This window comes from Corynebacterium riegelii (assembly GCF_001263755.1).
Classification (GTDB): domain Bacteria; phylum Actinomycetota; class Actinomycetes; order Mycobacteriales; family Mycobacteriaceae; genus Corynebacterium; species Corynebacterium riegelii.
This window is the reverse complement of record NZ_CP012342.1, coordinates 922,263-947,304: the sequence shown is the minus strand read 5'-3', so window position 1 is coordinate 947,304 and position 25,042 is coordinate 922,263. Positions and strand designations below refer to the sequence as shown.

The window sequence follows — 25,042 nt, the reverse complement described above, 5'->3', positions numbered from 1 at the left end:
GGGTAGATCATGGCTGAACTTACCGCGCAATTGGTCTCTGTTGACCGCTTGCTCTGGAAGGGGCAGGCAAAGATTGTCACTGCGCAGACCACCGAAGGTGAGATCGGCATCCTGCCCGGTCACGAGCCACTGTTGGGCCAGCTTAAGGACAACGGTGTTGTGACCATCCAGCCGGTGGATGATGAACGAATCGTGGCGGCCGTACAGGGCGGGTTCCTGTCGGTCCAGGGCGATAAGGTCACCATCCTCGCGGATTACGCGATCTTCGCCGGCGAGGTCGACTCCGCTGCTGCGGAGAGCGGCCTGCATGATGAAGACGAGCTGACCAAGGCCCGCTCCGAAGCGGAGCTGGCCGCGGTCCGCCGCGCGTCCAACATCAATAGGTAGGCGCTTACTTCCTTTGGACACCCCCTGTCGGAAACGGCAGGGGGTGTTTGCCTATCTTCACCCCGCCAACGGCGCTAGGATATTGCGAAACAGGAAAGGCGTGATGTGCATGGAGATCCTCGCCGCTATTGTGCTGCTAGTCATCGCACTTGTCGTGGTAGCTGCGGTGTGGCGCTTCACTATGTTCCGTAACAGTGGTGTCCAAGGCCTGATCCGTCTCTTGCCTGCTGAAGGCTCGCACGGATGGCGTCACGGGGTGCTTCGATACTCGGGTGATGAGGCGCGTTTTTACAAGCTGCGCTCACTGTCCTTTAACTACGATTTGGCGTTTGATCGCCGGGACATGACGTTTAACGGCATTCGCAAGCTCACAGACGAAGAGCGGGACTTCATGCCGGAGGTAGATACCGCGCTTGAGCTGACCGGTCCGATGGGGGATTTTGAGTTTGCGGGCGAGCGTCACGCGGAGATGGCGTTGATCTCGTGGGTGGAATCTGCACCGGATGTTCGGGCGCAGCGGGGGGATATGAATGAGCTCGCTGAGAGGGCGAACAGGGGGCGTCGATAAGCTGGAGCCCATGCGTTTAATTATCGCTCGATGTTCTGTTGACTATGTTGGCCGCCTGGATGCGCATTTGCCTATGGCAACCAGGCTGATTTTGATCAAGGCTGACGGGTCTGTGTCCATCCATGCGGATGACCGTGCGTACAAGCCGCTGAACTGGATGATGCCACCATGCACGCTGAAGGAAGAGACGGTGGTGGACATTGATGGGGAGGACACTGGCGAGCAGCTGTGGATTGTGGAAGGCAAGAAGGGCGAGCAGCTGCGCATCACCATTGAAGAGATTATTGCTGACAACTCGTATGAGCTTGGGGAGGACCCCGGTCTGGTCAAAGACGGCGTTGAGGCACACCTGCAGGAGCTTTTGGCCGAGCACATCACCACGTTGGGTTCGGGGTATTCGCTTGTGCGTCGAGAATATCCAACGGCGATTGGTCCCGTGGACATCCTCGCGCGAGACTCCGGCGGCGGGACAGTGGCGGTGGAGGTCAAACGCCGCGGCGGCATTGACGGTGTAGAGCAACTAACCCGCTACGTGGAACTGCTCAACCGCGACGAGCTGCTCGCACCTGTCCAAGGCGTATTTGCCGCCCAGGAGATCAAGCCGCAGGCACGCACTCTGGCAGAAGACCGCGGCATTCGCTGCGTCACGCTTGATTACGGTGAGCTGCGCGGCATTGAGTCCAACGAGTTGCGGCTGTTTTAAATGCCACGCAGAAACCGTAGAGCGAACATCACGCCGTCATACGTGTTGCCGCGTGACGGATCCACGTTCATTGGCACCCAGGAAGTAGAAGGCCCGTACGGGGAAACCTACTGCGTGCGCCAGATCGGTGCGGCCGCTGCCACGAAGTACTACGTGTGCCCGGGCTGCAACCAGAACATCCCGCCGGGGGTGCGGCATGTGGTGGCGTGGCCGAAGGATGCAGGCCGCGGCGTAGATGACCGCAGGCACTGGCATAAACACTGCTGGGAGCGGCGGCGTTAGACTGGGCCGCATGATTGCAGCGTTTTCTGTCGCGCCAACGGTAACCAATAACGCCACTGCCGCAATGTCTGAAGCGGTAGCCCGGGCCGTGCAGGTTGTGCGCGACTCTGGTTTGCCGCATGAGACAACCGCGATGTTTACCACCATCGAGGGCGAGTGGGACGAGGTCATGGATGTGATCAAGCGCGCCACGGCTGCGGTGGAGGAGGTCTCTCCGCGCGTGTCGCTGGTGATCAAGGCGGATATTCGTCCTGGCTACACTGACATGCTGCATCAAAAGATGAATTCCCTGAACAAGCACTTGGAGGCATAAACGATGACCCAGCCACAGTTCACCGGTGGAGCAGTCGACCTGGCTGCGCTGGCCCAGCAGGCCGAGGCCCGCAAGGAGCTCGCGGAGTCCACCTTCGAGCCGTTTATTGAGGTCACCGAGCGCGATGTTGAAGCTAAGGCATTTGAGCGTTCCACCCAGATCCCTGTGGTGCTGATGGTGGGTACGGCCCGCTCGCCGGAGTCTGAGCAGCTGAAGGCGACGTTGGAGAACCTGGCCGCCGGCCAGCGCGAGTTCCTGGTTGCTTACGTGAATGCGGATGCGCACCCGCAGCTTGCCCAGGCGCTGGGCGTGCGCGCGTTGCCAACGGTGGTAGCACTTGCCGCGGGCCGACCCGTGACCAGCTTTGAGGGCAACCAGCCTGCCGAACAGCTCACGCAGTGGCTGCAGGCGCTGGTGCAGAACATCGGCCCGCAGCTCAGCGGGTTGTCGGATGAAGCGGATAGTACCGAGGAGGCCGACCCGCGCCTGGCCCAGGCCGAGGCTGCCGTGCAGGCAGGCGATTACGATGCGGCGATTGCCGTCTATGACGAGATGTTGGCCCAGGACCCAGCGAATGCCGAGATCAAGCAGGCGAAGGCCACGGTTGCTGTGCTGAAGCGTTTCAACCCGCAGGCGCGCACGAGTGACCCGATCGCGGATGCTGCCGCGGACCCCACCGACATGGCCAAGCAGCTCGATGCCGCCGATGCCGAGGTCCTTGCCGGCAACCCAGAGGCGGCGTTTGAGCGCCTGCTTGCACACGTGAAGACCTCACCCGAGGCGAAGGATCGCTTGCTGGAGCTCCTTTTGCTTTTCGACGCCAACGATCCCCTCATCAAACGCACCCGCACCAACCTCGCGAGCGCGCTTTTCTAGCGCTGGAGTTCGCCCGGCACGAGGTTTCCGTAGGTCAGCGGCGCAGCTTGTACCACTGCGCGCTCATCGCGGGCAGGGTCAGCGCCACGGATTGATCGAAGCCGTCCCAGCTGACTGCCTCGGCGGAAACCACATCCGGGAGGTGGTTGCCGGCACCGCCGTAGACAGCGTCATCAGTGTTGATGATGCGCTCCCACTCGCCACCCTGGGGAAGGCCAAGGCGGTAGCCCTGGTGGGTGCTGCCGCTCAAGTTGATCACGGCGACGATTGGCTGGCCGTCGGCGCCCCAGCGGGTGTAGGCGAGGAGGTTATGCGCGGCGTCATCACTCTTAAGCCACTGGAATCCCATGGGAGTGTTGTCCTGGCTAAACAGTGCAGGGTTGTCGCGGTAGACAAAGTTCAGGTCACGCACCAGACGGTGGATGCCGCGGTGGTATTCGTGGCCCCAACCGTTATCAAGGTTGTCCCAGTTCACGGAGTGCGCTTCGTCCCACTCGGTGGTCTGGCCCCACTCGCAGCCCATGAACAGCAGTTGCTTGCCGGGGTGCGAGAACATGTAGCCGTAGAGGGCGCGAAGGCCGGCGGCTTTGTTCCAGTCGTCGCCAGGCATGCGCTGCCACAGGGAGCCCTTGCCGTGGACCACTTCGTCGTGGCTAAACGGCAGGACGTACTTCTCGCTGAACGCGTAGACCAGGGAGAACGTGAGCTCGTTGTGGTGGTAAGAGCGGTGGACGGGGTCGAGGGAGAAGTACTCCAACGTGTCGTTCATCCAGCCCATGTTCCACTTGCAGGAAAAGCCGAGGCCGTCTGCGTCGGTCTGGGCGGTCACACCCGGCCACGCGGTGGATTCCTCCGCGATGGTGAGCACGCCTGGGAAGTTGCGGTGCACCGTGGCGTTGGTTTCCTGCAGGAACTGGACGGCCTCCCAGTTCTCGCGGCTGCCGTCAGCATTCGGCAGCCACTCGCCGGGCTCGCGGGAGTAGTCGAGGTAGAGCATCGATGCCACAGCGTCCACACGCAGGCCGTCGAGGTGGAACTCCTCGCACCAGTACAAGGCGTTGGCCACGAGGAAGTTGCGTACCTCGTTGCGGCCGAAGTTGAACACGTAGGTGCCCCAGTCTTTTTGTTCGCCGCGGCGCCAGTCGGGGTGTTCGTAGAGGGCGGTGCCGTCGAAACGCGCAAGCGCCCACGCATCCTTGGGGAAGTGGGCGGGTACCCAGTCCACAATCACGCCGATGCCGTTGGCGTGTAGTGTATCTACCAGGGCGCGGAACTCATCCGGGGTGCCCCAGCGTGCAGTCGGTGCGTAGTAGCCGGTGACCTGATACCCCCAGGAGCCACCGAAGGGGTGCTCCGCAACGGGCAGAAACTCCACGTGCGTAAAGCCGTTGTCTACAAGGTAGGGAACGAGCTCTTCGCGCATGGTGGTGAAGTTCGCGCCCTCCTTCCAGGAGCCGATGTGGCATTCGTAGATGCTCATGGCGGCATTGGTGGCGTCGAGGCCGGCGCGTGCCTGCATCCACTCCTCGTCGCTCCACTCGTAGGTGCTTGGCGCGGCGACTACGGAGACCGTCTCTGGTGGGCACAGCGTCTGCTTGGCCATTGGGTCGGCTTTGTCAATACGTGTGCCGTCGGCAGTGTGAATAGCAAACTTGTACTGTGTGCCAGGCTCAATGCCGGGGATGAAGATCTCCCACACACCCGTAGAGCCCAGAGAGCGCATCGGGTACTGGCTGGGGTTCCACCCGCAGAAATCACCGATGACGGCCACGCCCTTGGCGTTGGGTGCCCAGACGGCAAAGGAGGTGCCGGTGACCTCTCCAAGGGAGGTGGTGTAGCTGCGCACGTTGGCGCCGAGGACCTCCCACAGACGCTCGTGGCGGCCTTCTGAGATCAGGTGCTGGTCCAGCTCACCAAGCGTGGGCAGGAAGTGATACGGATCCGCGACGATCTTCGGTTCCAACCCTGGGTAGGTGATGCGGAAGCGGTAGTCGGGCGACAGGTCGTCTTCCAACGGGGCGACCCAGAAGTCATCTCCAACGGCTTCCATTTCCAAAGCATCGCCGTGGACAAGTAGTTCTACGCGTTCCGCGCCGATCTGGCGAGTGCGCACGATGGAGGCGTCACCGAGTGGGTGCCACCCGTAGATGTCGTGTGGTGCGTGGTGGGTGCAGCTCAGGAGCCGGCCATAGTCGGCCTGGTCGATTGCAACGTTGTTCATGTGGGCTCCTTAGAAGTTACGGACGGTAGTCGTGGTCAGATATGCGACGATACGCTGTACCCGGCCTGCGTTCAGATGAAATATTTGGCAGCACGAAGATATGCGCAACATTTTGCTGCGGGGCAAGGCGCACGTAGTTTTCTGCACCCCAGGTATACGTTGCGCCGGTGATCTGGTCGGTGACCTCGAAAGACTCACCAGGGTTGATGCCGATCTCTGAAAGGTTGAGACGCAGTATGCCGTCCTGGGTGTAGTAGGGATCCAGGTTGACCACTACTAGCACCGCGTTGCCGGTGATCGCATCCACCTTTGAGTACGCGATGAGCTGGTCATTAGAGATGTCGTGGAAGTGCAGGTTGCGCAGCTGCTGCAGCGCCGGGTTCTCGCGGCGGATGCGGTTGAGCATGGTGATGTAGGGCTCAAGTGATTCGCCGCGGGCAAGTGCCGCCTCAAAATCGCGGGGGCGCAGCTGGTACTTCTCGCTATCCAAGTATTCTTCACTGCCCTCATGGACCGGCTCGTGCTCGTAGAGCTCATAGCCGGAGTACACGCCCCACAGCGGGCTCATCGTTGCGGCCAAAGTAGCGCGAAGCGCGAACATTGCCGGGCCACCCTTTTGCAGGGATTCGTGCAAAATGTCCGGCGTATTCACAAAGAGGTTGGGGCGGGAGATATCCGCAACGTCGATAAGCAACTGCCCAAAATCGGTCAGATCAGCCTTGCTGGTCTTCCACGTGAAGTGGGTGTAGGACTGGCTAAACCCAGCCTTGGACAGGCCGTACATGCGCGGCGGGCGGGTAAAGGCTTCCGCCAGGAAGATCACGTCCGGGTCCGTTTCGTGCACCTTGGTAATCAGCCAGTGCCAGAAGTTCACTGGCTTGGTGTGCGGGTTGTCCACGCGGAAGGTGGTAATGCCCAGGTTGACCCAGTACATGACTACGCGGTAGATCTCCGCGTAGATCTTCTCCGGGTCATTATCAAAGTTGATGGGGTAGATGTCCTGGTACTTCTTCGGCGGGTTTTCCGCGTATGCAATCGTGCCGTCTGCAAGCACCGTGAAAAACTCCGGGTGGTCTTTGGCCCACGGGTGATCGGGTGCGGCCTGCAGTGCCAGGTCCAGGGCGATTTCCAGGCCGAGCTCGTCGGCGTGGTCCATCATGTCCAGGAATTCCTCTTCGCCGCCAAGCTCCGGATGGAAGGTGTCGTGGCCGCCTGCGGCAGATCCAATTGCCCACGGGGAGCCAACGTCGCCCGGCTCCGGGGTCAGGGTGTTGTTGCGGCCTTTACGGTTGACTTCACCGATCGGGTGAATTGGTGGGAAGTACACGGTGTCAAAGCCCATTGCGGCAACACGGTCGAGTGCCTTGGCGGTTGTTGCCCAGGTGCCATGCACCGGGTTGCCCTTGGCATCCACCCCGCCGGTGGAGCGCGGGAACAGCTCGTACCAGGAGTTCACCAAAGCTTGCCGACGCTCAACGTACACATCACAAATAGGTCCATGCGAGAGCAGCTCACGCAGTGGTTCTACCTCGGCGTGTACAGCCTCGTTGACGCGGTCGGCGAGTGGCACCGTGTCGTCCACAAGCAGCGTGCTCAAACGCTTCTTACCTGCAGCCTTAAACAGAGCTGCACCGTGGGCGAGGTCATTGGCCATCTCTTCGGCGGTTTGGCCCGCGGCAAGCTTCTTGGAGGCGGCGTTGCGCCAGGTGGCAAGCACGTCGCTCCATGCGTCGACCCGGAAGCGCCACAAACCCTGCTCATCCGGAACGAAGACTGCGTGCACGTAGTCCGGGCGATATGCCTCGGGCTGCATGGCAATGGCGTACTCCGCCCCGCTGGGGGAGGTTACCTGCAGTGTGGCGCCGACTGCATCGTGGCCTTCGCGCCACACCAGCGCGGAGACCGGGACAACTTCGCCGACTACCGCTTTCGCGGGCAGGGTGCGGCCGGAGACTTGGGGGCGGACGTCATCTATTCCAAAGCGAGCAACCATACTTTTCAAGCGTAGTCGCCACGCAGCGTTTCGACTTCCCACACTTGGAGCGAATTTTAGTCCACAATAGGAGGGGTGAATCAGACAACGGATCCTGACCTGCTTATAGATTTCCGCGATGTGACATTTGTGCGCGGCGGCAATACCCTTGTCGGCCCTGTGGATTGGCAGGTTGAGCTGGACGAACGCTGGGTGATTATCGGCCCCAACGGCGCTGGCAAGACCACGCTGATCCGGATGGCATCGGCACAAGAGTTCCCGTCTTCCGGCACCGCCTTTGTGTTGGGTGAGCAGCTGGGCAAGACCGACATGCGTGACCTGCGCGCCGCGATCGGCCTGACGTCTTCGGCTATTGCCAAGCGCGTACCGGATCAGGAGAAGGTGGGGGATCTGGTTGTTTCCGCAGGCTACGCCATTATGGGGCGTTGGCGTGAGGAATATGACGAGCAGGATTATGACCAGGCTGTGGAGGTGCTTGAGCAGGTTGGCGCCATGCACCTGATTGATCGCACCTGGGGCACGTTGTCTGACGGTGAGAAGAAGCGTGTGTTGATCGCGCGCGCCGTGATGACGAACCCAGAGCTTTTGATCATGGACGAGCCAGCGGCCGGCATGGACTTGGGTGGCCGTGAGGATCTGATTGCGTACCTGGGGGATCTGGCGCTTGACCCGGACGCCCCGGCGATTGTGATGATCACCCACCACCTTGAGGAGATCCCGTATGGGTTTACTCACGCCATGCTGTTGGATGAGGGCGATGTGGTGGCACAGGGCCTCATTGAGGACGTGTTGACCAGTGAGAACGTGACCAAGGCGTACCACCAGCCGATTGAGGTTACGTATGAGGATGGCCGTTTTGCTGCGCGCCGTGCACGCAAGGCCAGGGGTGGGGCGCACCGCAAGTGATGGATAAGGCGCGCACGACTGGTGCCGTGTCGGCGGATAAAGGTGACGCAATTGATGTCACTGACACCACCGGCTACGGCGGCGCGCGCCTGTCTGCAACCGTGATCTTGCTGCGCGATGACGCTGACGGGATGAAGGTGTGGGTGCAAGAGCGCGTGCTGTCCATGCTGAACTACCCGGGGTTGACGGTGTTTCCGGGCGGCGGCGTTGACACTCGCGATTTCCCGGGGCGTTCCTGGGATGACGGTGAGCTGTGGCAGGGCCGTAGTGCCATTTCGCTCGCTCGCCAGTTGGGGGTGACTAAGTACAAGGCGCGTGCGATTCTGTTTGCGGCAGTGCGTGAGCTGTTTGAGGAGACCGGTATTTTCCTAGCCGTGGATGGCACAGGCGAGGTGCTCTCGGATGCCCGCACGTACCACGATCAGCGAATGACGCTTGAAACGCATGAGCTTTCGCTCACGGATGTGCTGCAAAAGAACAAGCTTGCGGTATGCGGTGACTTGTTGCATCCCTTTGCCCGCTGGGTGGGTAACTCTGAAAGCGGCATGTGGTTTGATACGTTCAGCTTCCTTGCCGCCAACCCCGAGGGCCAAGAGCCGGATGCTGAGACAGATGAGGCGGATGACGCGAATTGGTTCTCGCCCTCTCTGCTGATGGACGGCTGGCGCGCAGGCCTTGTCCGCTTCGCTCCACCGACGTGGATGCAGATCATGGAGCTCACCTCCTACGATTCGGTCGCGGAGATTATTGAAGCAGCCAAGCACCGCACGATTACCCCCGTTGTAGGTGACCCGGTCGATGACCCCCGCATGGAGGAGTACTTCTACCGTGCACCGCAGGATCGCATTGGTCGCAAGCTATGAGCTTTTCGCTTGACGACGTTGCGCTGCTTGCCACCAACCGCCCCCGCATCCAGGAGCTCGCAGGACAGCTTGCGCTGACGAAGAAGTCCATCTTCGCTGACCGTGCGCTGCTTGAGCGTGAGTTTGGTGAAGGTGCGCGGGCGGTGAGTGAACTCGTGGCGTCGCAACGCATGGGTGCCGGCAAGTTTCCGGGAGACTGGCTGACTGACGCCGATGCGGCGCAACAGGCCACCCCGCGGGCAGTGGCGGATGTCCGCGCCAGGCGCATTGCTGCGGCAGGCTATGGGCTGGTGCACGACGTGACATGCTCGATCGGCTCGGAAGCGCCGGCGTTTGCGGAAGCTGGCGTGCAGTGGATCGGTTCAGACCTGGATATGGTGCGCCTTGCCATGGCGCGCGAGAACCTAGGCGAGCGTGCGTGGTTGGCGCGCGCTGACGCGTTACACCCGGTGACAAGCGACGGCGTGGTTGTCGCCGACCCCGCCAGACGTGCCGACGGCCGGCGCATCACCGACCCCGCCAAACTCATGCCACCCCTGCCGGACTTGGTGGACGCCTACCGAGGCAGACCGCTAGCCGTGAAATGCGCACCCGGCATCGACTACTCGCAGTGGGAGGGGCTCGTTAGCGTTGTCTCCGTAGACGGCGGGGTAAAGGAAGCATGCCTGTACTCAGCAGACTTCGGAGGCGGCCGTGAAGCCGTCGTGCTGCGCGGTGACTTCGAAGAACGCGTGACCTCGGAAGAACCCGAGGACGTTGTCGCCGATGCTCCCGGAACCTTCATCATCGAGCCAGACGGAGCGATCGTGCGCGCCGGGCTGGTTGCTCACTGGGCTGCGCGTCACGGGTTGTGGATGCTGGATGAGCACATCGCGTTTTGTACCGGTGAGGCCATTCCGGCGGGCTACAGCGGTTTCCGTTTCCTCGAAGCGGTGCCGTTGAAGAAGCTGAAAGCTGCCCTGGCTAGCCACGGCGCGGGTTCGGTGGAGATCCTGGTGCGCGGCGTGGACGTTGACCCAGACCAGCTGCGTGGCAAGTTGAAGCTGCGGGGTAAGACGCAGATGGCTGTAGTCATTGCGAGGATCGGGGACGCCGCGGTGGCTCATATCTGCACCGCACGCGAAACCGCGTAAGTGTGGGCAGGGCGCGTAAGTTAGAGCCCTATGACGTATCTTGACCACGCGGCAACTACTCCTATGCGTGCCTGTGCCATTGAGGCGCTTGCGAAACATGCGGGTGCGGTAAACCCGGCAAGCCAATATGCATCCGGACGCAAAGCGAATGCGGTGCTGCAGGAGGCACGCGAGCAGATCGCGCAGCTACTCGGGGCGGACCCGGTGGAAGTCATCTTCACCGGCTCGGGTACAGAAGCCGACAACATTGCGGTGCGCGGGCTGTACGCGGCAAGTGAGCTAGACCGTGTGGTGGCCAGCACGATCGAGCACCCCGCGGTACTGGAGAGTGTGCACGCTCTTGAGCGTACGGGTGCGAAGGTGGACTGGCTTAGCGTGGGCCGCGACGGTCACGTTACTGATCTTTCCGCCCTGGATACGCCCGCGGCAGTTGCCACGTTGATGTGGGCTAATAATGAAACAGGTGCGGTGCAGCCGGTCGAGGAAGCAGCCCGTCGTGCCCAGGCAGTTGGCACGCCCTTGCATGTTGACGCGGTGCAGGCAGTGGGGCGTATTCCGGTTGATTTCCATGCGCTTGGTGCCACCACGCTTGCCGCAAGTGCCCACAAGTTTGGCGGCCCGCGCGGCACTGGCTTGTTGTTGGCTCAGCGTTCGCCGGCGCCGCAGCCGGTGATCGTCGGCGGCGGCCAGGAGCGAGGCATCCGATCCGGCACGGTGGATGTGGCCTCGGCGGCGGCGACGGCTGCGGCACTTGCAGAGGCGGTCGGGGAGATGGAGGCGGAAACCGCACGGGTGCGGCAGCTGCGTGATCACCTTGCGAAGTTCATTCTCGCTACCATCCCGAATGCGGTGATGACCACGCAGGAACCAGCGCTGCCGGGGCACGCCCACTTCATGTTCCCGGGTGCGAATGCAGACGCCATGATCATGCTGCTTGATCAGCAAGGCGTTGAAGTTTCTGCCGGCTCCGCGTGCTCGGCGGGTGTGATCCGCTTAAGCGGCGTGTTGGAAGCTATGGGCATTGGCCCGGAAGAAGGCATGGGTGCGCTGCGCATCACGTTTGGCAGGACCACAACTGCCGAGGATATTGAGACCATCAAGGCGCTGCTGCCGGACGTGGTGGAGCGCGCACGACTGGTGTAACAGGTGCGTCGAACGTAACCCGTGTTGTACGTGTGACTGGTGTGACTAGTGTGATAAAGTCGCGCGCATGCGTCGACTTGTTGCTGCCTTAACCGCTGCCGCCCTGACTTTTGCACCCCTGCCTGCGATTGCCCAGTCTTTTCCTGGGCTGATCTCTGGCGTTGACGTTGCTGGGCACCAGCGACCGGGCGGCCAGGCAATTGACTGGAAGCAGGTTTCCGGCCCAGGCATGCAGCAGTTCGCCTTTGTAAAGGCCACTGAAGGCTCCGACTGGAAGAACACCTTCTACGACGAGGATGCTCGCGCCGCAGCCGATGCAGGTATGCGCGTTGGCGCCTACCACTACGCGCGCCCGGCTGGCGATGCGCTGGCACAAGCCCGCTACTTCGCCTCCGTGATCAACGAAGGCCCTGCAACCCAGTTGCCGCCGGTGCTTGACCTTGAGGTGGCTGAAGGCAAAAGCGCGCTGCAGCTGACCGCATGGACGCAGCTCTTCCTCGGCGAGGTGCAACGCCTGACCGGCAAGACGCCCATGATCTACACGTACCGCTACTTCTGGTACGAACACATGGACAACACCAACGCCTTTACCAACTACCCGCTGTGGCTGGCTGCCTACCAGAACCGTCCGCCGCGCCCGGTGGGTGGCTGGGACAAGTTGAGTTTTTGGCAGCGCAGTGAATCCGGCCGCGTGCTGGGTATTTCCACGCCAGTGGACATGAACCTGTACAACGGCAACACTGGCCAGTTCCACCAGTTTGCGGCTGGCAACACGCGCGCAGGCGGCGGCGTGCTGGAACGTTTCCAGGTCGCAGAATCTGGTGAGCTCAAGGTGCTGGAGCAAGACAACACTGCGCTGGTGTTGGCGATTCTGGCACTTGCTGCAGGCGCCGTCGGCCTGGGTGAGCTGACGAAGGCCGTCGACCTCGCTGGCTTTAGTGATGCCGATGCCCGCAATATCGCCAACTTGGTACAGCGCCTGGCAACCACAGGCGAGCTGCCGGTAGAGGATCTTAAGAACATGGTTGCTGGCCGCTACCAGATCGGTGACCTGCTGATTCTTCTGGACAACGCAGCGAAGTAACTACTCGGCGGGGGGGCAGTAGGGGAGTCGTGGCGCGGCGTCGTTGCCAAGGCACGGCACCACGCCTCACCCTTGAACTGGGCGGGCACCGCACCCATGAGCAGGTTGCGGGTCAGCTGCGGGCTTGCCTCAATCGGCTGGTTAGCGCCAATGAGCACAATGTTGCCGTAGCGCCTGCCTTTCAGCATCGGAGGATCCGCAATCGCCGCCACATGCGGGAACACCTCGCACATGCCCGCTAGCTCCTCCTTGGCCTCCTTGAGGTCTGCATGCGAGCCACAGTTGGCAACATAAAGGCCGCTGTTGCTTGTCGACGCCCTGACGTTTTCATAAAACTCCACCGTCGTCAGACTGCGCGGGGTGGTGGCGGACGAGAACACGTCACGGATAATCACGTCGCGGGTTTCTGGCTTGAACGTGTCGGTGACTTCGCGAGCGTCCCCAACACGGATCTTCACCGCCGGCGCACGCGGGATGTCGAACAGCTCACGGGCCAGGATCGCTAGCTCAGCGTCGATCTCCACAACCGTGTTGCGTGATCCTTTCCATTTGCTGGCGAAGTAGCGCGGCATCGTGCAGGCCGCACCGCCGAGGTGAGTCAGGCGTGCCTTCGGCTTGTCTGCATCCGGGTAGGCGCTATCTAAAAAGTCTGCGATCCAGCGCATGTACTCAAAATCCAGGCGCTCCGGATCACCTGGGACGATGTGCGAGCTTGGCACGCCATTGACCAGCAGTACCATGGAGCCGTCTGGCTCGTGCAAAACCTCGGCGACGCCGGTGTCGATTTCATAAAACTCGCTTTTTGCAGCCATGGCTGGTCAGCGTACCCGTCAGCCTGAGTCCGTTGGCTAGAGGCGCGCGTCCGTGCCCCGCAGGTAGGCCACTGCCGCCGCCCATCCGGCTACAGTCAGCGCCGCGGAAGCCACGAGGACGCTCACGATGGTCGCAGCATCGAGTGCCCCCGCCGCAGCGACAGCGGAACTGCCCAACCACAGCGTTTGCGACAACAACGCGGGAGCCACAATGAACCGCACACCAGGTACTCCGGCGGCGAGCGCACCGAATGATACGAGACTTGCTACTACCGCAAGACTGATGGGAGCGGCAAAGCTACGGATGATCATGGATAACAGTGACTGCCAAGAGGCCACAGCGACGGCCGGGGCTAGAGCCAATAATGCTGCGACGAGGAGTTCGCCTGGCACTGCACCAGGAATTTGCAACGCCCAACCAACTGCAAGCGTCAGACCGATGAGGATCGCGTGCATCGCCGTGACAGCGACCGTGATCGCGGCGATTTTCGACGCCACCAGGGCGCCCACCGATCGCGTCGATGTCAGCATGGTGAGCCAGTTGTGCCCGCGGTGCTCGACCCGCCAGGCGGCTGCGGCGAGGATCGCGATGCCAGCGGTACAGAACAGCAACCCATAAAACAGCATGACCTGGGAGAAGTAGCTACCCCAACCGGCGGTCAGGGTGCCGGTGTTCGCGGCGTAGTTGCCGGCGCCGATCGCAACTGCGGTTATGGGGACGAGGAGCGTGACCGCCCAGACGTGGGAGCGTCGGAGCTTGAGCAGATCGTTTCGGATCAGATCCATGGTCTAGATCTCCTTTCGGTCGAAGGCCTTGGTGCCAGCGACAAAGATTGCCGCCGCAAGGACGAGGTAGCCGGCCCATAGCAACCAGCTGGGCTGCGTCGGAGTGACCCCGGTCTCGGTGAAGCCGAACGGAAGGATCACAGCGAAGTACCCGAAAGGGTTGAGCGCGGCCAGCCACGGAGGAGAGAGCAACGATGCGATGCCGAGGAATCCGCCGACGACACCGACTGCGAGCACCACAAGTTGGGATTCAACGAGCGCGGCCAGCAACAGCATCACCGCAAGGAGGGCAAGCGTGGTGCCCGCGACGCCGAGGCCGAAGCGCAGCCATATCTCCGACATGTCTTCGCGCGGTGCGGGTGCGCCCATCGCGACAGGCAGCGCGACGGTTGCAGCAAACTCAACAACCTTTGCGACGACTACGACCACAGCCGCGACGCCGTACTTCTTCACCAGCAGCGCCCCAGGCCGACTTCCTGCGATGGCGTTGAGACGCCACCCGCCGCTGATGTGCTCCACATCGACGATGCGACTGGCCACCAGTGATACCTGCAACGGAGAGAGAAACGCGAGCGCCATGGCGAACCAGATGAGATGTCCCGCCCATGCGGTATCTGGATTGGTTTGGAATGCGACAGCGGTGTCGCCTGCGAAGAGACTCATGTTGGCGAATAGGACAATGCCAACCGTCATCAGCAGACTCAGCCACACGATTTTGGTGCGTCTGAGTTTGGCAAACTCCACCATCATGCGTCTGCCACCTCCTCGCCAGTCAGACCGATAAAGATGTCTTCGAGGCTGCGTCGCTTACGCAGTACCTGATGCAAGGGCACGCCGTGTGCTACGAGGAGGGCGATGGTGTCGGCGACGTGGGCGTCGTCAAGACCGGCAAGCTCCACACCCCCTGCTACTCGAACAGGGTGGAGTCCCTTCAGCACTTCGGCGGCGCTAGCAGCGTCAGGCGTCTGGATGAACACATCCGGCAGTTGCGCGCTGTAAAGCTCCTCTTGCGATCCCTGGAAAACGAGCCGACCGTGGTTGATAATGGTCAAGTCAGTCGCCATCTTTTCAATCTCAGACAACAGGTGGCTCGACACCAGGACCGTTCGGCCCTGATCGCGGGCGAGGCTGATGATCAGTTCGCGGATCTCCTCGATGCCTGCGGGGTCGAGGCCGTTAGTGGGTTCGTCCAGAATGAGCAACTGTGGGTCGCGAGCAAGTGCCATCGCAATCCCCAGGCGCTGCTTCATGCCGAGCGAATAGTTTTTCACCAACTTGTCCATCTGGCCGTCGAGCCGCACCAGCGACACCGCGCGGCGTACCGCATCGGGATCGGCGCCGAGCAGACGCGTGACAATGCGCATGTTTTCACCACCGGTGAGGTGTGGGTATGCGGCCGGAGCTTCGATGAGCGAGCCAACACTCGATAACACCTGTGCGCGGTTCGCCCGCGTCATGGGCTGGCCGAGCACGCTGATATCTCCGCGCGTTGGGGCGATGAGGCCGAGCAGCATCTTCATCGTGGTGGACTTGCCGGAGCCGTTTGGGCCGAGCAAGCCGTGGACCACGCCGGGCACGACCTTGAGGTCCAGGTTGTGGACCACATCTGTGCGTCCGTAGGTTTTGGTCAGACCGTGGGTCTGAATGATCGGTGTTTCCATACACCCCACTTTCACGCCCGACAGGGGGTGAGCGCGTCGGCGTACGGCACGATATTTGCTGTGATACCGGGGTATGACGCGTCAGGAATCCAACAGGTCCGCGCGCGAGACTAGCCCGGTGCGGTAGGCGAAAAGCGCTGCGTGGACCCGATCGCGCGACTGTGTCTTGGCTAGCACGCGGCCCACGTGGGTCTTCACTGTTGGCATGGAGATAAACATCCGCTCGGCAATCTCCGTGTTAGACCACCCGCGGCCGATTGCCACGAGTACTTCGCGCTCGCGCTCGGTCAGGTCCGTGAGCGCTAGCCTGTCGGCAGGGGACAGGGAAACTGTTTCCTCATCCGGAGCATGCAGTTTTGCTACGACCCGGTTCGTCGCACGCGGCGAGATCACCGCATCACCATGTGCCACAGTGCGGATGGCGTCGAGCAAGGTCTCTGCTTCAGCATCCTTGAGCAGGAAACCGCTGGCACCGGCGCCAAGGCCGCCAAGCACATAGGCTTCGTCATCAAACGTGGTCAGGATGATCACCTTGGTCGCCGGATGTGTTGCTACAACCTGCCTCGTCGCAGCGATGCCGTCCAACACAGGCATCTGCACGTCCATGAGGACGATGTCCACCGCTTCATTACTGCATGCCTGAACCGCCTCCTTACCGTTGCCAGCAAGCCAACGCACCTGTATATCCTGCTGCGAGTCGATGACGCTGCGGATGCCGTGGAGGAAAAGCGCCTGGTCGTCTACGAGTCCGAGAGTGATCATGGATGAAGTGGGATCCTTGCTTCAGTAGCCCAAGTGCCGGTTGCGCCAAGGGAAGTGGTGACGTTGCCGCCGACAAGCGACGCACGCTGTTTCATCCCCTCGACACCGTGGCCCGGCTGAGACACCGCGCCGGGTGCGACGGGATTGCTTACCAAGACCTTGACGTCGTCGCCCCAGCTCACGGTTAAGTTGGCGCTGCCAGTGCCGTGTTTCATCGCGTTGGTGAGCGATTCTTGGACGATGCGCTGGACGGTTAGCGCTGTGACTGGGGCTAAATCCTTGGGTGGGGTGCCCTTGACGGTGTAGTCCACCTGAAGCCCGCCGGCGCGGCACGTGGCAACGAGCCTGTCAATGTCCAATTCCGCCAACGGTTCCACCGGACGTGGACCGGTATTGCGCAGTAACTCGACAACACCGCGCATCTGCCGAAGTGAGTCTCGACCAACACTGGCAATGGTGCGCAATGCGGTGTCTTTCGTTTCGAGAGTTCCGTCGCTGAAGCGTGCGCCGTCGGCCTGTGCGACGATGACGGTCAGCGAATGGGTGACAATGTCGTGAACTTCTCGGGCTAGGTGGGCACGCTGTTCTTGGGCCTCGCGTTCGATCTCCGCACGCTGGCGCGCCAGCTCTTGCTCCGCGCTCTCTTCAGCGCGGCGGCGAAGCTCACCGAAAAGTAACGCCACAGTGAGCAGAATGATGCTCCAGAAGACGTAGGGGAGTCGCTCGGCAGGCTCGAGCGCGGTGAGCGCGGGGATGACGAACGCGGTGGCTGCGGCGTCGCCAAGCAGCAGTGCACCCGTGGCGATATCGCGGTGCGGGGCGGGCAGGTGGCGCCTGGCGATGTAGGCGGCGAACGGCGCCACGGCGATTGTGCCGACGGGGAGTGAGTTGCAGAACGCCGCGGGAATGAGCACCGCAAGGATCGCAGCGAACGTTTCCAGCGGCCAGCGCCAGCGGGTAAACGGGGCCGCAACGGCGCAGGCCAGCAGTGTGAGCCCGACGACCAACTGCCGCGAATCCGGCAGCAGCCCAACTAGGCAGGTGACCAGCATGAACGCTGCCATGCCCGCATTGTGGATCCGCACTGCGCGGGGAGTGGATAAGTTCATGGCCGTCCACGCTACTTGCCGCCGCGGGCAGCCGCGTCGTACTGCGGTATGACGCTTAGGACTTCACCAGCCGCGCGATAGCTGCGGACGCCTCTTTGATCTTGTCCTCGGCTTCCTGCCCGCCTTTGATGGCATTGGCAACGCAGTGCTCCAAGTGATCGTCCAGCAAACCCAGTGCTACGCTCTTCAGCGCCGCGTTGACCGCACTGATCTGGGTGAGAATGTCAATGCAGTAGGCGTTTTCGTCGATCATGCGGTGAATACCGCGGGTCTGCCCCTCGATACGCTTGAGACGAGCGAGATAGCGGTCTTTTTCGCTGATGTAGCCGTGGTTGGCTGAGTTCCCGGAAGCGGGGGTGGGGGTGTTCATCATCGGTCTCCTGGATGGTGTGGACGGTGTTGGGTCACTTGGACCGGTTAAGTATCCGGTCGGTGCTGCTCTGTGGGGTGAGGTCGAGTCGGCGCAGCAGTTGCGCATTCAGAGCCACGACGACGGTCGAGGCCGACATCAGGATCGCACCGACGCTCATCGGCATCACGAAACCGATTGGAGCGAGGATACCGGCAGCCAGCGGCACGGACAGCAAGTTGTAACCGGCCGCCCACCAGAGGTTCTGCTTCATCTTCCGGTAGGTCTCTCGCGAGAGCTCAATGACCGAGAGCACCGATCGCGGATCAGAGCTTGCCAGGATGACCTCCGCCGAGCCGATGGCCACGTCGGTGCCCGCACCGATCGCGATACCGACATCGGCCTGGGCCAGCGCCGGTGCGTCGTTGACGCCGTCGCCGACCATGGCGACCTTGTGTCCCTCGCTCTGCAGTTCCTTGACCTTTGTGGCCTTGTCCTCCGGCCGCACACCGGCGAAGACCCGATCGATGCCCAATTCGCCCGCTACGGTGTTCGCCACGGCCTGCGCGTCGCCGGTAATCATGACGACTTGAGCACCCGATGTGTGCAGTGCATCGACGGCGTCGCGGGACTCGGGGCGGATCTCGTCGGCAAGCCGCAGCGCGCCGATCACTTCGCCGTCGGCGAGGACGTGGAGAATGATCGCGCCCTCCTTTCGCCACTCGTCGGCGACCGGGAGCTCCCCGGCGGAATGCTGCTCAAGCAGGTAGGGGCCACCGACCTCGATTACCTCACCGTCAACCGTTGCCTTCACGCCCACTGCTGGGGACGAAGAAAAGTCGGTGGCCTGCGGGACGGCTACATCGCCGGCTTGAGCGGCCCCAGTGATCGCGCGGGCTAGCGGGTGCTCACTGTCGGCTTCAGCGGCCGCCGCAAGGGCAAGCACCTCTTCTTTATCACGCCCACCGGCGGGGTCGATCGCGGTGACGGTGGGTTCGCCCTTGGTGAGGGTGCCGGTCTTGTCAAACAGTACTGAGTCGACGGTGCGCATGGATTCGAGTGCGAGCCGATCCTTGATCAGCACCCCGCCGCGGGCGGCGCGCTCGGTTGCAATGGAGACGACCAGCGGGATCGCAAGGCCTAGGGCGTGAGGGCAGGCGATGACGAGCACCGTAATAGTGCGCACTACCGCTTCATTTGGCACACCGAAGACGGTCCAGACCACAGCGGTCAAGATGGCGGCGCCGAGGGTGAACCAGAACAGCCAGGCAGCAGCCTTGTCTGCGAGGCGCTGCGCCCGCGATGACGACTCTTGCGCATCGGTGACCAGCTTTTGGATGCCGGCCAACGCGGTGTCGCTACCCGTCGCCGTGACCTCGATGCGCAGACCCGAGTCTGTCGCGATGGTGCCAGCAACCACGTGCTCTCCTTCACCGCGGCGCACCGTTTTCGATTCGCCGGTGACCATCGACTCGTCCATGCTGGCGCTGCCGTCGACGATTGTGCCGTCGGCAGGTACGGACGCGCCGGGGCGCACGATCACGACATCGCCGACCTCAAGATCCGCCGGGGTGACCTTCACAACTTCGTCGCCGTCGATCTTCTCGGCCTCGTCGGGCAGAAGAGCGGCGAGCGAATCCAGGGCCGAGGTGGTCTGGGCGAGGGAGCGCATCTCGATCCAGTGTCCCAGCAGCATGATGACCACCAGCAGCGCCAGTTCCCACCAGAAATTCAGCCCGCGGTCCAGCAAGTTCAGGCTCGCACCCCAGGAGGAGACGAAGGCGACCGTGATCGCGAGCGCGATCAGCAGCATCATGCCGGGTTTGCGGGAGCGGATCTCGGAGACAGCACCCGTCAAGAATGGGCGACCTCCCCAGAAGTAAATGACCGTGCCCAAAAGCGGTGAGATCCACCGGACCCATTCCGCATCAGGCAGCTGGTAGCCGATGAGGTGGGCGAAGGTTTCGTTAAATCCGACGACCGGGATCGCAAGTACCAGCATGATCCAGAAGAGCCTGCGGAACTGGGCAACGTGGCCTGCGTGGCCCGCGTGGTCACCGTGGCCTGCGTGGCCCGCGTGGTCATGGCCTCCATGTTCTCCGTGACCCGCGTGCTCTGTGTGGTTGTGACCGGCATGGCCTTCGTGGTTGCGGTGTTCGTGATGACTGGCGTGCCCACCGGGTCCGGCGTGGGAGTGGGCGTGTCTGTCGTTCATGGTTCTGTCCTCTTGTTGCAGTTCATAGTTGTGGTCGGTTCGGCCGTGCCGGGGGCCTAGCACGACGGCTGCATCCCACATTAATACCCCATGGGGGTATATGTCTAGAATGCGTCCTCATCGTTACGGCCTGACGTTTCACCTTTCGCGCTCGCGGGACTACACTCCCTCGACATGCGAGTATTAGCGGCCATGAGCGGGGGAGTGGACTCCTCAGTGGCCGCCGCGCGCCTAGTTGAGGCGGGCCACGACGTTGTTGGCGTGCACCTTGCGTTGAGCAAAGACGCGCAGCAGACGCGCGAGTCCGCCCGCGGCTGCTGTTCGCTGGAAGATTCCGCCGACGCTCGCCGCGTGTGCGACAAACTTGGCATTCCGTTTTACGTGTGGGATTTCTCCGACAAGTTCAAAGAAGAGGTCATTGACAACTTCGTGTGGTCCTACGAAAACGGCGAGACCCCCAACCCGTGCCTGCGCTGCAACGAGAAAATCAAGTTCGCAGCCCTGCTTGACCGTGCGATCACGCTTGGTTTCGACGCGATTGCAACCGGCCACTACGCCATTATTGATAAGGACGGAAACCTGCGGCGCTCCGCTGACCCGTTAAAGGATCAGTCCTACGTCCTTGGTGTGCTGACACGCGATGAGCTGGATCGCTGCATCTTTCCAGTGGGCGACACCGAGAAGCCACAGATCCGCGAAGAGGCAGCGCGCCATGGGTTCTCTACTGCGTCGAAGCCGGATTCCTACGACATCTGCTTCATTCCGGACGGCAACACGCAGGCCTTCCTAGGCCGCTCCATTGGCATGCGCCCAGGGATGATTAAGGATACGCACGGCAATGAGCTCAAAGAACATGACGGCGCGTTTCGGTACACGATCGGTCAGCGCAAGGGTCTGAACATCCGCGTGCCCGCGGCGGACGGCAAACCCCGCTACGTCACTGACGTCGATGCAGCCACAGGAACTGTCACCGTTGGCCCCCGCGAAGCGCTGAAGGTGCACGAGATCACCGCTGACCGTCTCAAGGTTTTGCACCCGGCGATGTCAGAGGCTGCCGCAAGCGGCGAGGAACTTGCTGCTCACGTGCAGATCCGCGCCCACGGCGGGGTAGTGCCGTGCACCGCGCGCATTGAGGGCGACGCGATGACCCTTGACCTGCACACCCCGCTCGAGGGCGTTGCCCGCGGCCAGGCTGCAGTGCTGTACCTCCCTGACCCAGACGGCTTAGGCGACGTTGTCCTTGGCTCCGGCACTATCTGCGCAACGGCATGACACTTTCACCTACTGCATTCGGGCTTGGACCACTGCCCGGTACTGACCTCGTACAGGCAGCGGATGTGGTGCTCTCCGAGTCACCGCTGCCGCACATCCCGCAGCTGCCTGACCGTGGCATCGGCTCTGACCTAATCGGACGCACCGCCGCGCTTCTAGAGATCCCGGTTGCCCCGGGTCCACGCGGGTGGCGCGTGGCGGCACGCAAGCGCGGGCTCGCAGACCAAATGGCTCGCGACCTTGACCTGCTTGAAGAGCTCTGGCACGGCAAGGTTGACGTGGTCAAGGTGCAGGTGGTGGGGCCGTTGACGTTGGCGTCGTTAGTAGAAATGCCCAATGGGCACCGGATGATCACTGACCCGGGTGCGTTTCGGGACCTGACTGAGGCGCTGCTGCATGCGTGCGAGGAACACCGCGCGGATGTGGAGCAACGCTTTGGCGCAACGGTTCTGCAACTCGATGAGCCGCAACTGCCAGCGGTAATAGCGGGCAGCCTCAAGGGCACGACCGATTTTGACACGATCCGCGCGATCCCGGAACCGGAGGAGACCCTCCAGCGCTTCGGCGAACACCTGCTCAACACCCCAGCGCTGGTGGAGATGCCGTGGATAACGGTTGATCCGCGCGGTGCAGAAAAGGACGCGTTGGCTCGGCTGCTTGATAGCGGCACACGCATCGCCATCCCAACCATGCAGCCGCGCGAACTGTTCAACCTGTTTGATGAGCTGCAGATTGACCCCGCTGAAACCCAGATTGACGTGTATGCGTCTCCGGCAGAAACGCTGGTAGGGACCGCGAAAAACTACTTCGCCGCGCGCGAAATGCACGAAGAACTTACAGTTGAATTATGAATGAACGACTTCACTGGGAAAAGAAATCCGTGAACTGGGCCCTTGCCGTGGGCTTGGCGGTGCTGTTTTTCATCGTCCTCGCAATAGTCATGGAGCGTCTGTGGGCAGGTGTTGCAGTTGCCGTGATTATCGCCGTGGTGTTCGCGTTAATGCCGGATAAGCGCTGGGCGGATTTTGACGGCCAGACGCTGCGACTCGGCCAGAAGAAGCCCGGCATCGAGCTGCCGCGCGAAACCATTGCGAGCGTTAGCACCAATGACGCTGGTGATTTGGTCGTGCAAACCACGGCAGGGGAGCACCACACCCTGAAATCGGGTGGGGACGCAGACGGGCTACGCGCGTTCGCCCAAAAGGTGCAGGCCGCGCTCTAGCCGGGCTTAAGCCAACAGGACTAGCCCAACATCGGCCAGCCGGGCAACACGTCTGAGGCGTCGCGGCCGTTGGATTCGAAATACCTGCGGCGTTCCTCCTGCATTTTGTAGTACTCCACAGCTTGGTACTCCATCAGCTCGCCGGTATCCATCTGCGAGAGCTCTGGGAAGTGCTTGCGCACCTGCATCCACGCAACGCGCGCGGCGGCGGTCGCATCAGCGGTCGCCTCATGTGCGTTATCAATGCGCACACCGTAGTGGTCACACATAGCCGTCAGGTTGCGCTTGCCCTTGCGGTAGCGATCCTTGGCGCGGTCAATCACCAGCGGGTCATAGACCGGACCGGTCACGGTGAAATCGCCCGTGAGCTGGCGCAGCACCGTCAGATCGTAGGGGGCGTTGAACACCACCAGCACTAGGCCGTCGTCCCAGCCCTTTTTGATCGCCTCGACCGTTTCGTGCAGTACCTCATCGTGGTCGCGGCCCTCTGCACGCGCCTTTTCCGTGGTGATGCCGTGGACCTTCGCGGCCTCCTCGGGGATCTCTATGCCGGGGTCGGCGAGGGTTTCGTTGGAGGTGACCTCGGAGCCGTCGATACGCACGAGCGCAGACGTGACAATCCTGGCCTCACGCGGGTTGGCGGAGGTGGTCTCCAGGTCAAAGGAGAGCATGCGGGAGGCGTCGAAGTTAGCCATGCCCGCCATTCTAACGGCCGCCGCCACACGTCCGGGACGGAATGAAATCACACAGCGGTTGTGGATCTCGATTGAGATCAAAAGTGCGTAAAAGCTGGATATACGTCCGCTTATCAATGCTCCAGTCATACTCCAACGTATGTGGAAGAGTTTGCCCAGCGGCGAATACTAGGTCAGCCAACAGTCGGGTGACGCGTCCGTTACCGTCTACAAAGGGATGGATTCGAACGAACTCGGCATGGGTGCAAACTCCAAGATCGTGTGGAGAAGTAACCAATGCTTCTTCCCAGCGATAATTCAGATTCCCGCAGACCATGAAAGTTTCGCTGGAGATGTTATTAGGGGCGACACCGATGTTCAACATCGTTCTTCGGAATCTGCCTGCCCACTTCCAGATGCCCCCAAACAACGTAGTGTGAAGTTCTATTAGAAACGAAGGCGTCAAGAGATCAGGAACTGTTAGTTTTCCGCGATCGATTGCGGACAAGAGCCTTTCCCTAGCTTCGCTGTAAAGTGCGGTTTCTAGGTCATAAATCGTTGACTTTGTGAAGCTTTCACCCAGGATACGAAGCACCTCAGGGTTGAGAGCTTCCAGTTCATCCCCTTCGAGTGGCGTTTCTCCATACCCAGGTGTTAAACCCATGCACGATCACTTCGGAGGCGTTGGAGTACTTGCTCAGTTTCGGCAGAACGAACATAGTTTTTCGGGACCGTTCGTCCTTCGAGAGCCATTGACGCTTTGGCAGCTCGCATCGAAGTCGATATTTCTACAGTGCGTTGGTTTTGTTGATGTATTACCGTCATTTTGGCTCCTCTTCAAGAATCCTCTCCAACATTCTAGATACCTCTCGAAACCCGCAGTGGTACTGAATACAATCCTTGCCCCCAGCCCGGCCGATGTTTGATAGTCACATTCATGACACAACTCACTGATTGGCAAAAGCAGGTTCTCGGCGCGAAGCGCGTTGACCTTACCCACCAGATCCACCCCGAGATCCCGCACTTTCCGGCATTTCAGCCCATGTCTGAGCGCACGGTGACCACGATTGCAAAGGACCGTTTCTTTGCCAAGGAGTACACCTTTGCCACCCCCTATGGCACCCATATTGATGCGCCTGGACACTTTGCAGACGGCAAGAGGCTTGTGGACGCTATCGGTGCCGACGAACTCATCCTGCCCCTGTTTGTTCTCCACCTGGAAGACACGGTCGCGCAGAACCCGGATCACGGTGTGACGGTGGAAGACATCAAGGCTTTCGAGGCCGAGCACGGCGAGATCTCCGAGGGCAGCTTCGTAGCGTTTGCCAGTAACTGGCATAAGCGCTGGGAGGACCCGGCGGCATTTGTCAACCACGATGACAGCGGCGTGCAGCACACCCCGGGCTGGACGCTGGATGCGTTGAAGTTCTTGGTTGAAGAGCGCAAGGTGGCTGCCATCGGTCATGAGACGCTGGATACAGATCCGGGTGTGGTGGCCGCTGAGACGGGTTTCCTCTACGGCGAGCTCTACATTCTGGAGCAGGACATTTACCAGGTAGAGGTCATGACCAACCTGGACCAGGTCCCGGCGACGGGTGCGGTGATTGTGGTTGGTCCGGCGAACTTCCGCGGCGCGCCTTCCATTAGCTCGCGCGTGTTCGCACTGTTTCAAAACTGATCTTCGAACACTGATCTGTGTAATCACTCA

The 25,042-nt window shown here is 61.5% G+C and carries 28 protein-coding genes; 16 read left to right on the top strand and 12 right to left on the bottom strand.

All coding sequences use genetic code 11. From position 1 onward, the window contains the following. Positions 1-9: 9 nt before the first annotated feature. The 6 genes from AK829_RS04550 to AK829_RS04525 all read left to right on the top strand — a co-directional run bounded on the left by AK829_RS04550 (position 10) and on the right by AK829_RS04525 (position 3,129). Positions 10-387, top strand: coding sequence for a F0F1 ATP synthase subunit epsilon (locus AK829_RS04550; protein WP_052204663.1), 378 nt, complete (start codon positions 10-12; stop codon positions 385-387). A gap of 109 nt (positions 388-496) precedes the next feature. Then, a complete protein-coding gene (locus AK829_RS04545; RefSeq protein WP_052204660.1) occupies positions 497-955 on the top strand; it encodes a DUF2550 domain-containing protein in 459 nt (152 codons plus the stop codon). 10 nt (positions 956-965) lie between these two features. Continuing rightward, complete coding sequence (gene nucS / locus AK829_RS04540) at positions 966-1,658, top strand: endonuclease NucS (RefSeq protein WP_052204658.1); 693 nt, start codon at positions 966-968, stop codon at positions 1,656-1,658. Then, entirely contained in the window at positions 1,659-1,940 is a 282-nt protein-coding gene (locus AK829_RS04535; RefSeq protein ID WP_052204656.1) for a hypothetical protein, read from the top strand. Between the two features lie 10 nt (positions 1,941-1,950). Continuing rightward, positions 1,951-2,253, top strand: a complete 303-nt coding sequence (locus tag AK829_RS04530; protein WP_052204654.1) for a thiamine-binding protein — start codon at positions 1,951-1,953, stop codon at positions 2,251-2,253. Positions 2,254-2,256: 3 nt separating this feature from the next. Then, positions 2,257-3,129 carry a tetratricopeptide repeat protein gene (locus AK829_RS04525; RefSeq protein WP_052204653.1) on the top strand — a complete coding sequence of 291 codons (873 nt, stop codon included), beginning with the start codon at positions 2,257-2,259 and terminating at the stop codon, positions 3,127-3,129. A gap of 34 nt (positions 3,130-3,163) precedes the next feature. Here the strand turns inward: AK829_RS04525 and glgB are convergent, their stop codons facing one another. Beyond that, complete coding sequence (gene glgB, locus AK829_RS04520) at positions 3,164-5,350, bottom strand: 1,4-alpha-glucan branching protein GlgB (RefSeq protein ID WP_052204650.1); 2,187 nt, start codon at positions 5,348-5,350, stop codon at positions 3,164-3,166. A 16-nt stretch (positions 5,351-5,366) separates the two neighbouring features. Next, positions 5,367-7,343, bottom strand: a complete 1,977-nt coding sequence (locus tag AK829_RS04515; protein WP_052204648.1) for a maltotransferase domain-containing protein — start codon at positions 7,341-7,343, stop codon at positions 5,367-5,369. Positions 7,344-7,418: 75 nt separating this feature from the next. On the opposite strand from AK829_RS04515, the gene AK829_RS04510 reads away from it, so the two are divergent. The 5 genes from AK829_RS04510 (at position 7,419) to AK829_RS04490 (ending at position 12,472) form a co-directional block, all read left to right on the top strand. Then, positions 7,419-8,249: an ABC transporter ATP-binding protein gene (locus AK829_RS04510; protein ID WP_232305783.1), complete on the top strand. Its 831-nt coding sequence runs from the start codon at positions 7,419-7,421 to the stop codon at positions 8,247-8,249. Then, positions 8,249-9,112 (top strand): NUDIX hydrolase, encoded by an 864-nt coding sequence (locus tag AK829_RS04505; RefSeq protein WP_052204645.1) that lies wholly within the window; start codon positions 8,249-8,251, stop codon positions 9,110-9,112. The genes AK829_RS04510 and AK829_RS04505 overlap by 1 nt, the downstream gene beginning before the upstream one ends. Continuing rightward, positions 9,109-10,245: a THUMP-like domain-containing protein gene (locus AK829_RS04500; RefSeq protein ID WP_052204643.1), complete on the top strand. Its 1,137-nt coding sequence runs from the start codon at positions 9,109-9,111 to the stop codon at positions 10,243-10,245. The genes AK829_RS04505 and AK829_RS04500 overlap by 4 nt, the downstream gene beginning before the upstream one ends. Positions 10,246-10,275: 30 nt before the next feature. After that, positions 10,276-11,388: a cysteine desulfurase family protein gene (locus AK829_RS04495; RefSeq protein WP_052204641.1), complete on the top strand. Its 1,113-nt coding sequence runs from the start codon at positions 10,276-10,278 to the stop codon at positions 11,386-11,388. 67 nt (positions 11,389-11,455) lie between these two features. After that, the gene (locus AK829_RS04490) at positions 11,456-12,472 is read left to right on the top strand and encodes a glycoside hydrolase family 25 protein (RefSeq protein ID WP_052204638.1); all 1,017 of its coding nucleotides are present in this window, start codon (positions 11,456-11,458) and stop codon (positions 12,470-12,472) included. Here the strand turns inward: AK829_RS04490 and AK829_RS04485 are convergent. From AK829_RS04485 to AK829_RS04450, 8 genes are all read right to left on the bottom strand, one after another. Further along, positions 12,424-13,284 carry a spermidine synthase gene (locus tag AK829_RS04485; RefSeq protein WP_052204636.1) on the bottom strand — a complete coding sequence of 287 codons (861 nt, stop codon included), beginning with the start codon at positions 13,282-13,284 and terminating at the stop codon, positions 12,424-12,426. The genes AK829_RS04490 and AK829_RS04485 overlap by 49 nt on opposite strands. A gap of 36 nt (positions 13,285-13,320) precedes the next feature. Continuing rightward, complete coding sequence (locus AK829_RS04480; RefSeq protein WP_052204634.1) at positions 13,321-14,070, bottom strand: ABC transporter permease; 750 nt, start codon at positions 14,068-14,070, stop codon at positions 13,321-13,323. A gap of 3 nt (positions 14,071-14,073) precedes the next feature. Then, entirely contained in the window at positions 14,074-14,820 is a 747-nt protein-coding gene (locus AK829_RS04475; protein ID WP_052204631.1) for an ABC transporter permease, read from the bottom strand. Next, complete coding sequence (locus AK829_RS04470; protein WP_052204629.1) at positions 14,817-15,731, bottom strand: ABC transporter ATP-binding protein; 915 nt, start codon at positions 15,729-15,731, stop codon at positions 14,817-14,819. The genes AK829_RS04475 and AK829_RS04470 overlap by 4 nt, the downstream gene beginning before the upstream one ends. A gap of 81 nt (positions 15,732-15,812) precedes the next feature. Further along, positions 15,813-16,493 (bottom strand): response regulator, encoded by a 681-nt coding sequence (locus AK829_RS04465; RefSeq protein ID WP_052204628.1) that lies wholly within the window; start codon positions 16,491-16,493, stop codon positions 15,813-15,815. Next, positions 16,490-17,557: a sensor histidine kinase gene (locus AK829_RS04460; protein ID WP_198147784.1), complete on the bottom strand. Its 1,068-nt coding sequence runs from the start codon at positions 17,555-17,557 to the stop codon at positions 16,490-16,492. Before AK829_RS04460 ends, AK829_RS04465 begins: the two co-directional genes overlap by 4 nt. A gap of 100 nt (positions 17,558-17,657) precedes the next feature. Further along, positions 17,658-17,972 (bottom strand): metal-sensitive transcriptional regulator, encoded by a 315-nt coding sequence (locus AK829_RS04455; RefSeq protein WP_052206377.1) that lies wholly within the window; start codon positions 17,970-17,972, stop codon positions 17,658-17,660. A 34-nt stretch (positions 17,973-18,006) separates the two neighbouring features. Further along, positions 18,007-19,953, bottom strand: coding sequence for a heavy metal translocating P-type ATPase (locus AK829_RS04450; RefSeq protein ID WP_052204624.1), 1,947 nt, complete (start codon positions 19,951-19,953; stop codon positions 18,007-18,009). Positions 19,954-19,992: 39 nt separating this feature from the next. On the opposite strand from AK829_RS04450, the gene AK829_RS12905 reads away from it, so the two are divergent. The 4 genes from AK829_RS12905 to AK829_RS04430 all read left to right on the top strand — a co-directional run bounded on the left by AK829_RS12905 (position 19,993) and on the right by AK829_RS04430 (position 22,660). After that, positions 19,993-20,226, top strand: a complete 234-nt coding sequence (locus AK829_RS12905; protein WP_408606278.1) for a hypothetical protein — start codon at positions 19,993-19,995, stop codon at positions 20,224-20,226. A 114-nt stretch (positions 20,227-20,340) separates the two neighbouring features. Further along, a complete protein-coding gene (gene mnmA / locus AK829_RS04440) occupies positions 20,341-21,438 on the top strand; it encodes a tRNA 2-thiouridine(34) synthase MnmA (RefSeq protein ID WP_052204620.1) in 1,098 nt (365 codons plus the stop codon). Continuing rightward, positions 21,435-22,289: a uroporphyrinogen decarboxylase/cobalamine-independent methonine synthase family protein gene (locus AK829_RS04435; RefSeq protein ID WP_052204618.1), complete on the top strand. Its 855-nt coding sequence runs from the start codon at positions 21,435-21,437 to the stop codon at positions 22,287-22,289. The genes mnmA and AK829_RS04435 overlap by 4 nt, the downstream gene beginning before the upstream one ends. After that, positions 22,286-22,660: a hypothetical protein gene (locus tag AK829_RS04430; RefSeq protein ID WP_052204617.1), complete on the top strand. Its 375-nt coding sequence runs from the start codon at positions 22,286-22,288 to the stop codon at positions 22,658-22,660. Before AK829_RS04435 ends, AK829_RS04430 begins: the two co-directional genes overlap by 4 nt. Before the next feature lie 20 nt (positions 22,661-22,680). Here the strand turns inward: AK829_RS04430 and AK829_RS04425 are convergent, their stop codons facing one another. Together AK829_RS04425 and AK829_RS12125 are read right to left on the bottom strand one after the other, a co-directional pair. Next, positions 22,681-23,355, bottom strand: coding sequence for a 3'-5' exonuclease (locus AK829_RS04425; protein WP_052204615.1), 675 nt, complete (start codon positions 23,353-23,355; stop codon positions 22,681-22,683). Positions 23,356-23,365: 10 nt separating this feature from the next. Beyond that, positions 23,366-23,998 carry a Fic family protein gene (locus AK829_RS12125; protein ID WP_083439744.1) on the bottom strand — a complete coding sequence of 211 codons (633 nt, stop codon included), beginning with the start codon at positions 23,996-23,998 and terminating at the stop codon, positions 23,366-23,368. A gap of 273 nt (positions 23,999-24,271) precedes the next feature. Here AK829_RS12125 and AK829_RS04420 point away from each other — a divergent pair, with 273 nt between their 5' ends. Beyond that, entirely contained in the window at positions 24,272-25,012 is a 741-nt protein-coding gene (locus tag AK829_RS04420; RefSeq protein WP_052204613.1) for a cyclase family protein, read from the top strand. The last annotated feature ends 30 nt before the right edge of the window (positions 25,013-25,042 follow it).

Bases quoted from the DNA above. Each gene is read 5' to 3' on its own strand.
- AK829_RS04550 (WP_052204663.1), top strand. From the start codon at position 10: ATGGCTGAACTTACCGCGCAATTGGTCTCTGTTGACCGCTTGCTCTGG.
- AK829_RS04545 (WP_052204660.1), top strand. From the start codon at position 497: ATGGAGATCCTCGCCGCTATTGTGCTGCTAGTCATCGCACTTGTCGTG.
- nucS (WP_052204658.1), top strand. From the start codon at position 966: ATGCGTTTAATTATCGCTCGATGTTCTGTTGACTATGTTGGCCGCCTG.
- AK829_RS04535 (WP_052204656.1), top strand. From the start codon at position 1,659: ATGCCACGCAGAAACCGTAGAGCGAACATCACGCCGTCATACGTGTTG.
- AK829_RS04530 (WP_052204654.1), top strand. From the start codon at position 1,951: ATGATTGCAGCGTTTTCTGTCGCGCCAACGGTAACCAATAACGCCACT.
- AK829_RS04525 (WP_052204653.1), top strand. From the start codon at position 2,257: ATGACCCAGCCACAGTTCACCGGTGGAGCAGTCGACCTGGCTGCGCTG.
- glgB (WP_052204650.1), bottom strand. From the start codon at position 5,350: ATGAACAACGTTGCAATCGACCAGGCCGACTATGGCCGGCTCCTGAGC.
- AK829_RS04515 (WP_052204648.1), bottom strand. From the start codon at position 7,343: ATGGTTGCTCGCTTTGGAATAGATGACGTCCGCCCCCAAGTCTCCGGC.
- AK829_RS04505 (WP_052204645.1), top strand. From the start codon at position 8,249: ATGGATAAGGCGCGCACGACTGGTGCCGTGTCGGCGGATAAAGGTGAC.
- AK829_RS04500 (WP_052204643.1), top strand. From the start codon at position 9,109: ATGAGCTTTTCGCTTGACGACGTTGCGCTGCTTGCCACCAACCGCCCC.
- AK829_RS04495 (WP_052204641.1), top strand. From the start codon at position 10,276: ATGACGTATCTTGACCACGCGGCAACTACTCCTATGCGTGCCTGTGCC.
- AK829_RS04490 (WP_052204638.1), top strand. From the start codon at position 11,456: ATGCGTCGACTTGTTGCTGCCTTAACCGCTGCCGCCCTGACTTTTGCA.
- AK829_RS04485 (WP_052204636.1), bottom strand. From the start codon at position 13,284: ATGGCTGCAAAAAGCGAGTTTTATGAAATCGACACCGGCGTCGCCGAG.
- AK829_RS04480 (WP_052204634.1), bottom strand. From the start codon at position 14,070: ATGGATCTGATCCGAAACGATCTGCTCAAGCTCCGACGCTCCCACGTC.
- AK829_RS04475 (WP_052204631.1), bottom strand. From the start codon at position 14,820: ATGATGGTGGAGTTTGCCAAACTCAGACGCACCAAAATCGTGTGGCTG.
- AK829_RS04470 (WP_052204629.1), bottom strand. From the start codon at position 15,731: ATGGAAACACCGATCATTCAGACCCACGGTCTGACCAAAACCTACGGA.
- AK829_RS04465 (WP_052204628.1), bottom strand. From the start codon at position 16,493: ATGATCACTCTCGGACTCGTAGACGACCAGGCGCTTTTCCTCCACGGC.
- AK829_RS04460 (WP_198147784.1), bottom strand. From the start codon at position 17,557: ATGGCAGCGTTCATGCTGGTCACCTGCCTAGTTGGGCTGCTGCCGGAT.
- AK829_RS04455 (WP_052206377.1), bottom strand. From the start codon at position 17,972: ATGAACACCCCCACCCCCGCTTCCGGGAACTCAGCCAACCACGGCTAC.
- AK829_RS04450 (WP_052204624.1), bottom strand. From the start codon at position 19,953: ATGCTGGTACTTGCGATCCCGGTCGTCGGATTTAACGAAACCTTCGCC.
- mnmA (WP_052204620.1), top strand. From the start codon at position 20,341: ATGCGAGTATTAGCGGCCATGAGCGGGGGAGTGGACTCCTCAGTGGCC.
- AK829_RS04435 (WP_052204618.1), top strand. From the start codon at position 21,435: ATGACACTTTCACCTACTGCATTCGGGCTTGGACCACTGCCCGGTACT.
- AK829_RS04430 (WP_052204617.1), top strand. From the start codon at position 22,286: ATGAATGAACGACTTCACTGGGAAAAGAAATCCGTGAACTGGGCCCTT.
- AK829_RS04425 (WP_052204615.1), bottom strand. From the start codon at position 23,355: ATGGCTAACTTCGACGCCTCCCGCATGCTCTCCTTTGACCTGGAGACC.
- AK829_RS12125 (WP_083439744.1), bottom strand. From the start codon at position 23,998: ATGGGTTTAACACCTGGGTATGGAGAAACGCCACTCGAAGGGGATGAA.
- AK829_RS04420 (WP_052204613.1), top strand. From the start codon at position 24,272: ATGACACAACTCACTGATTGGCAAAAGCAGGTTCTCGGCGCGAAGCGC.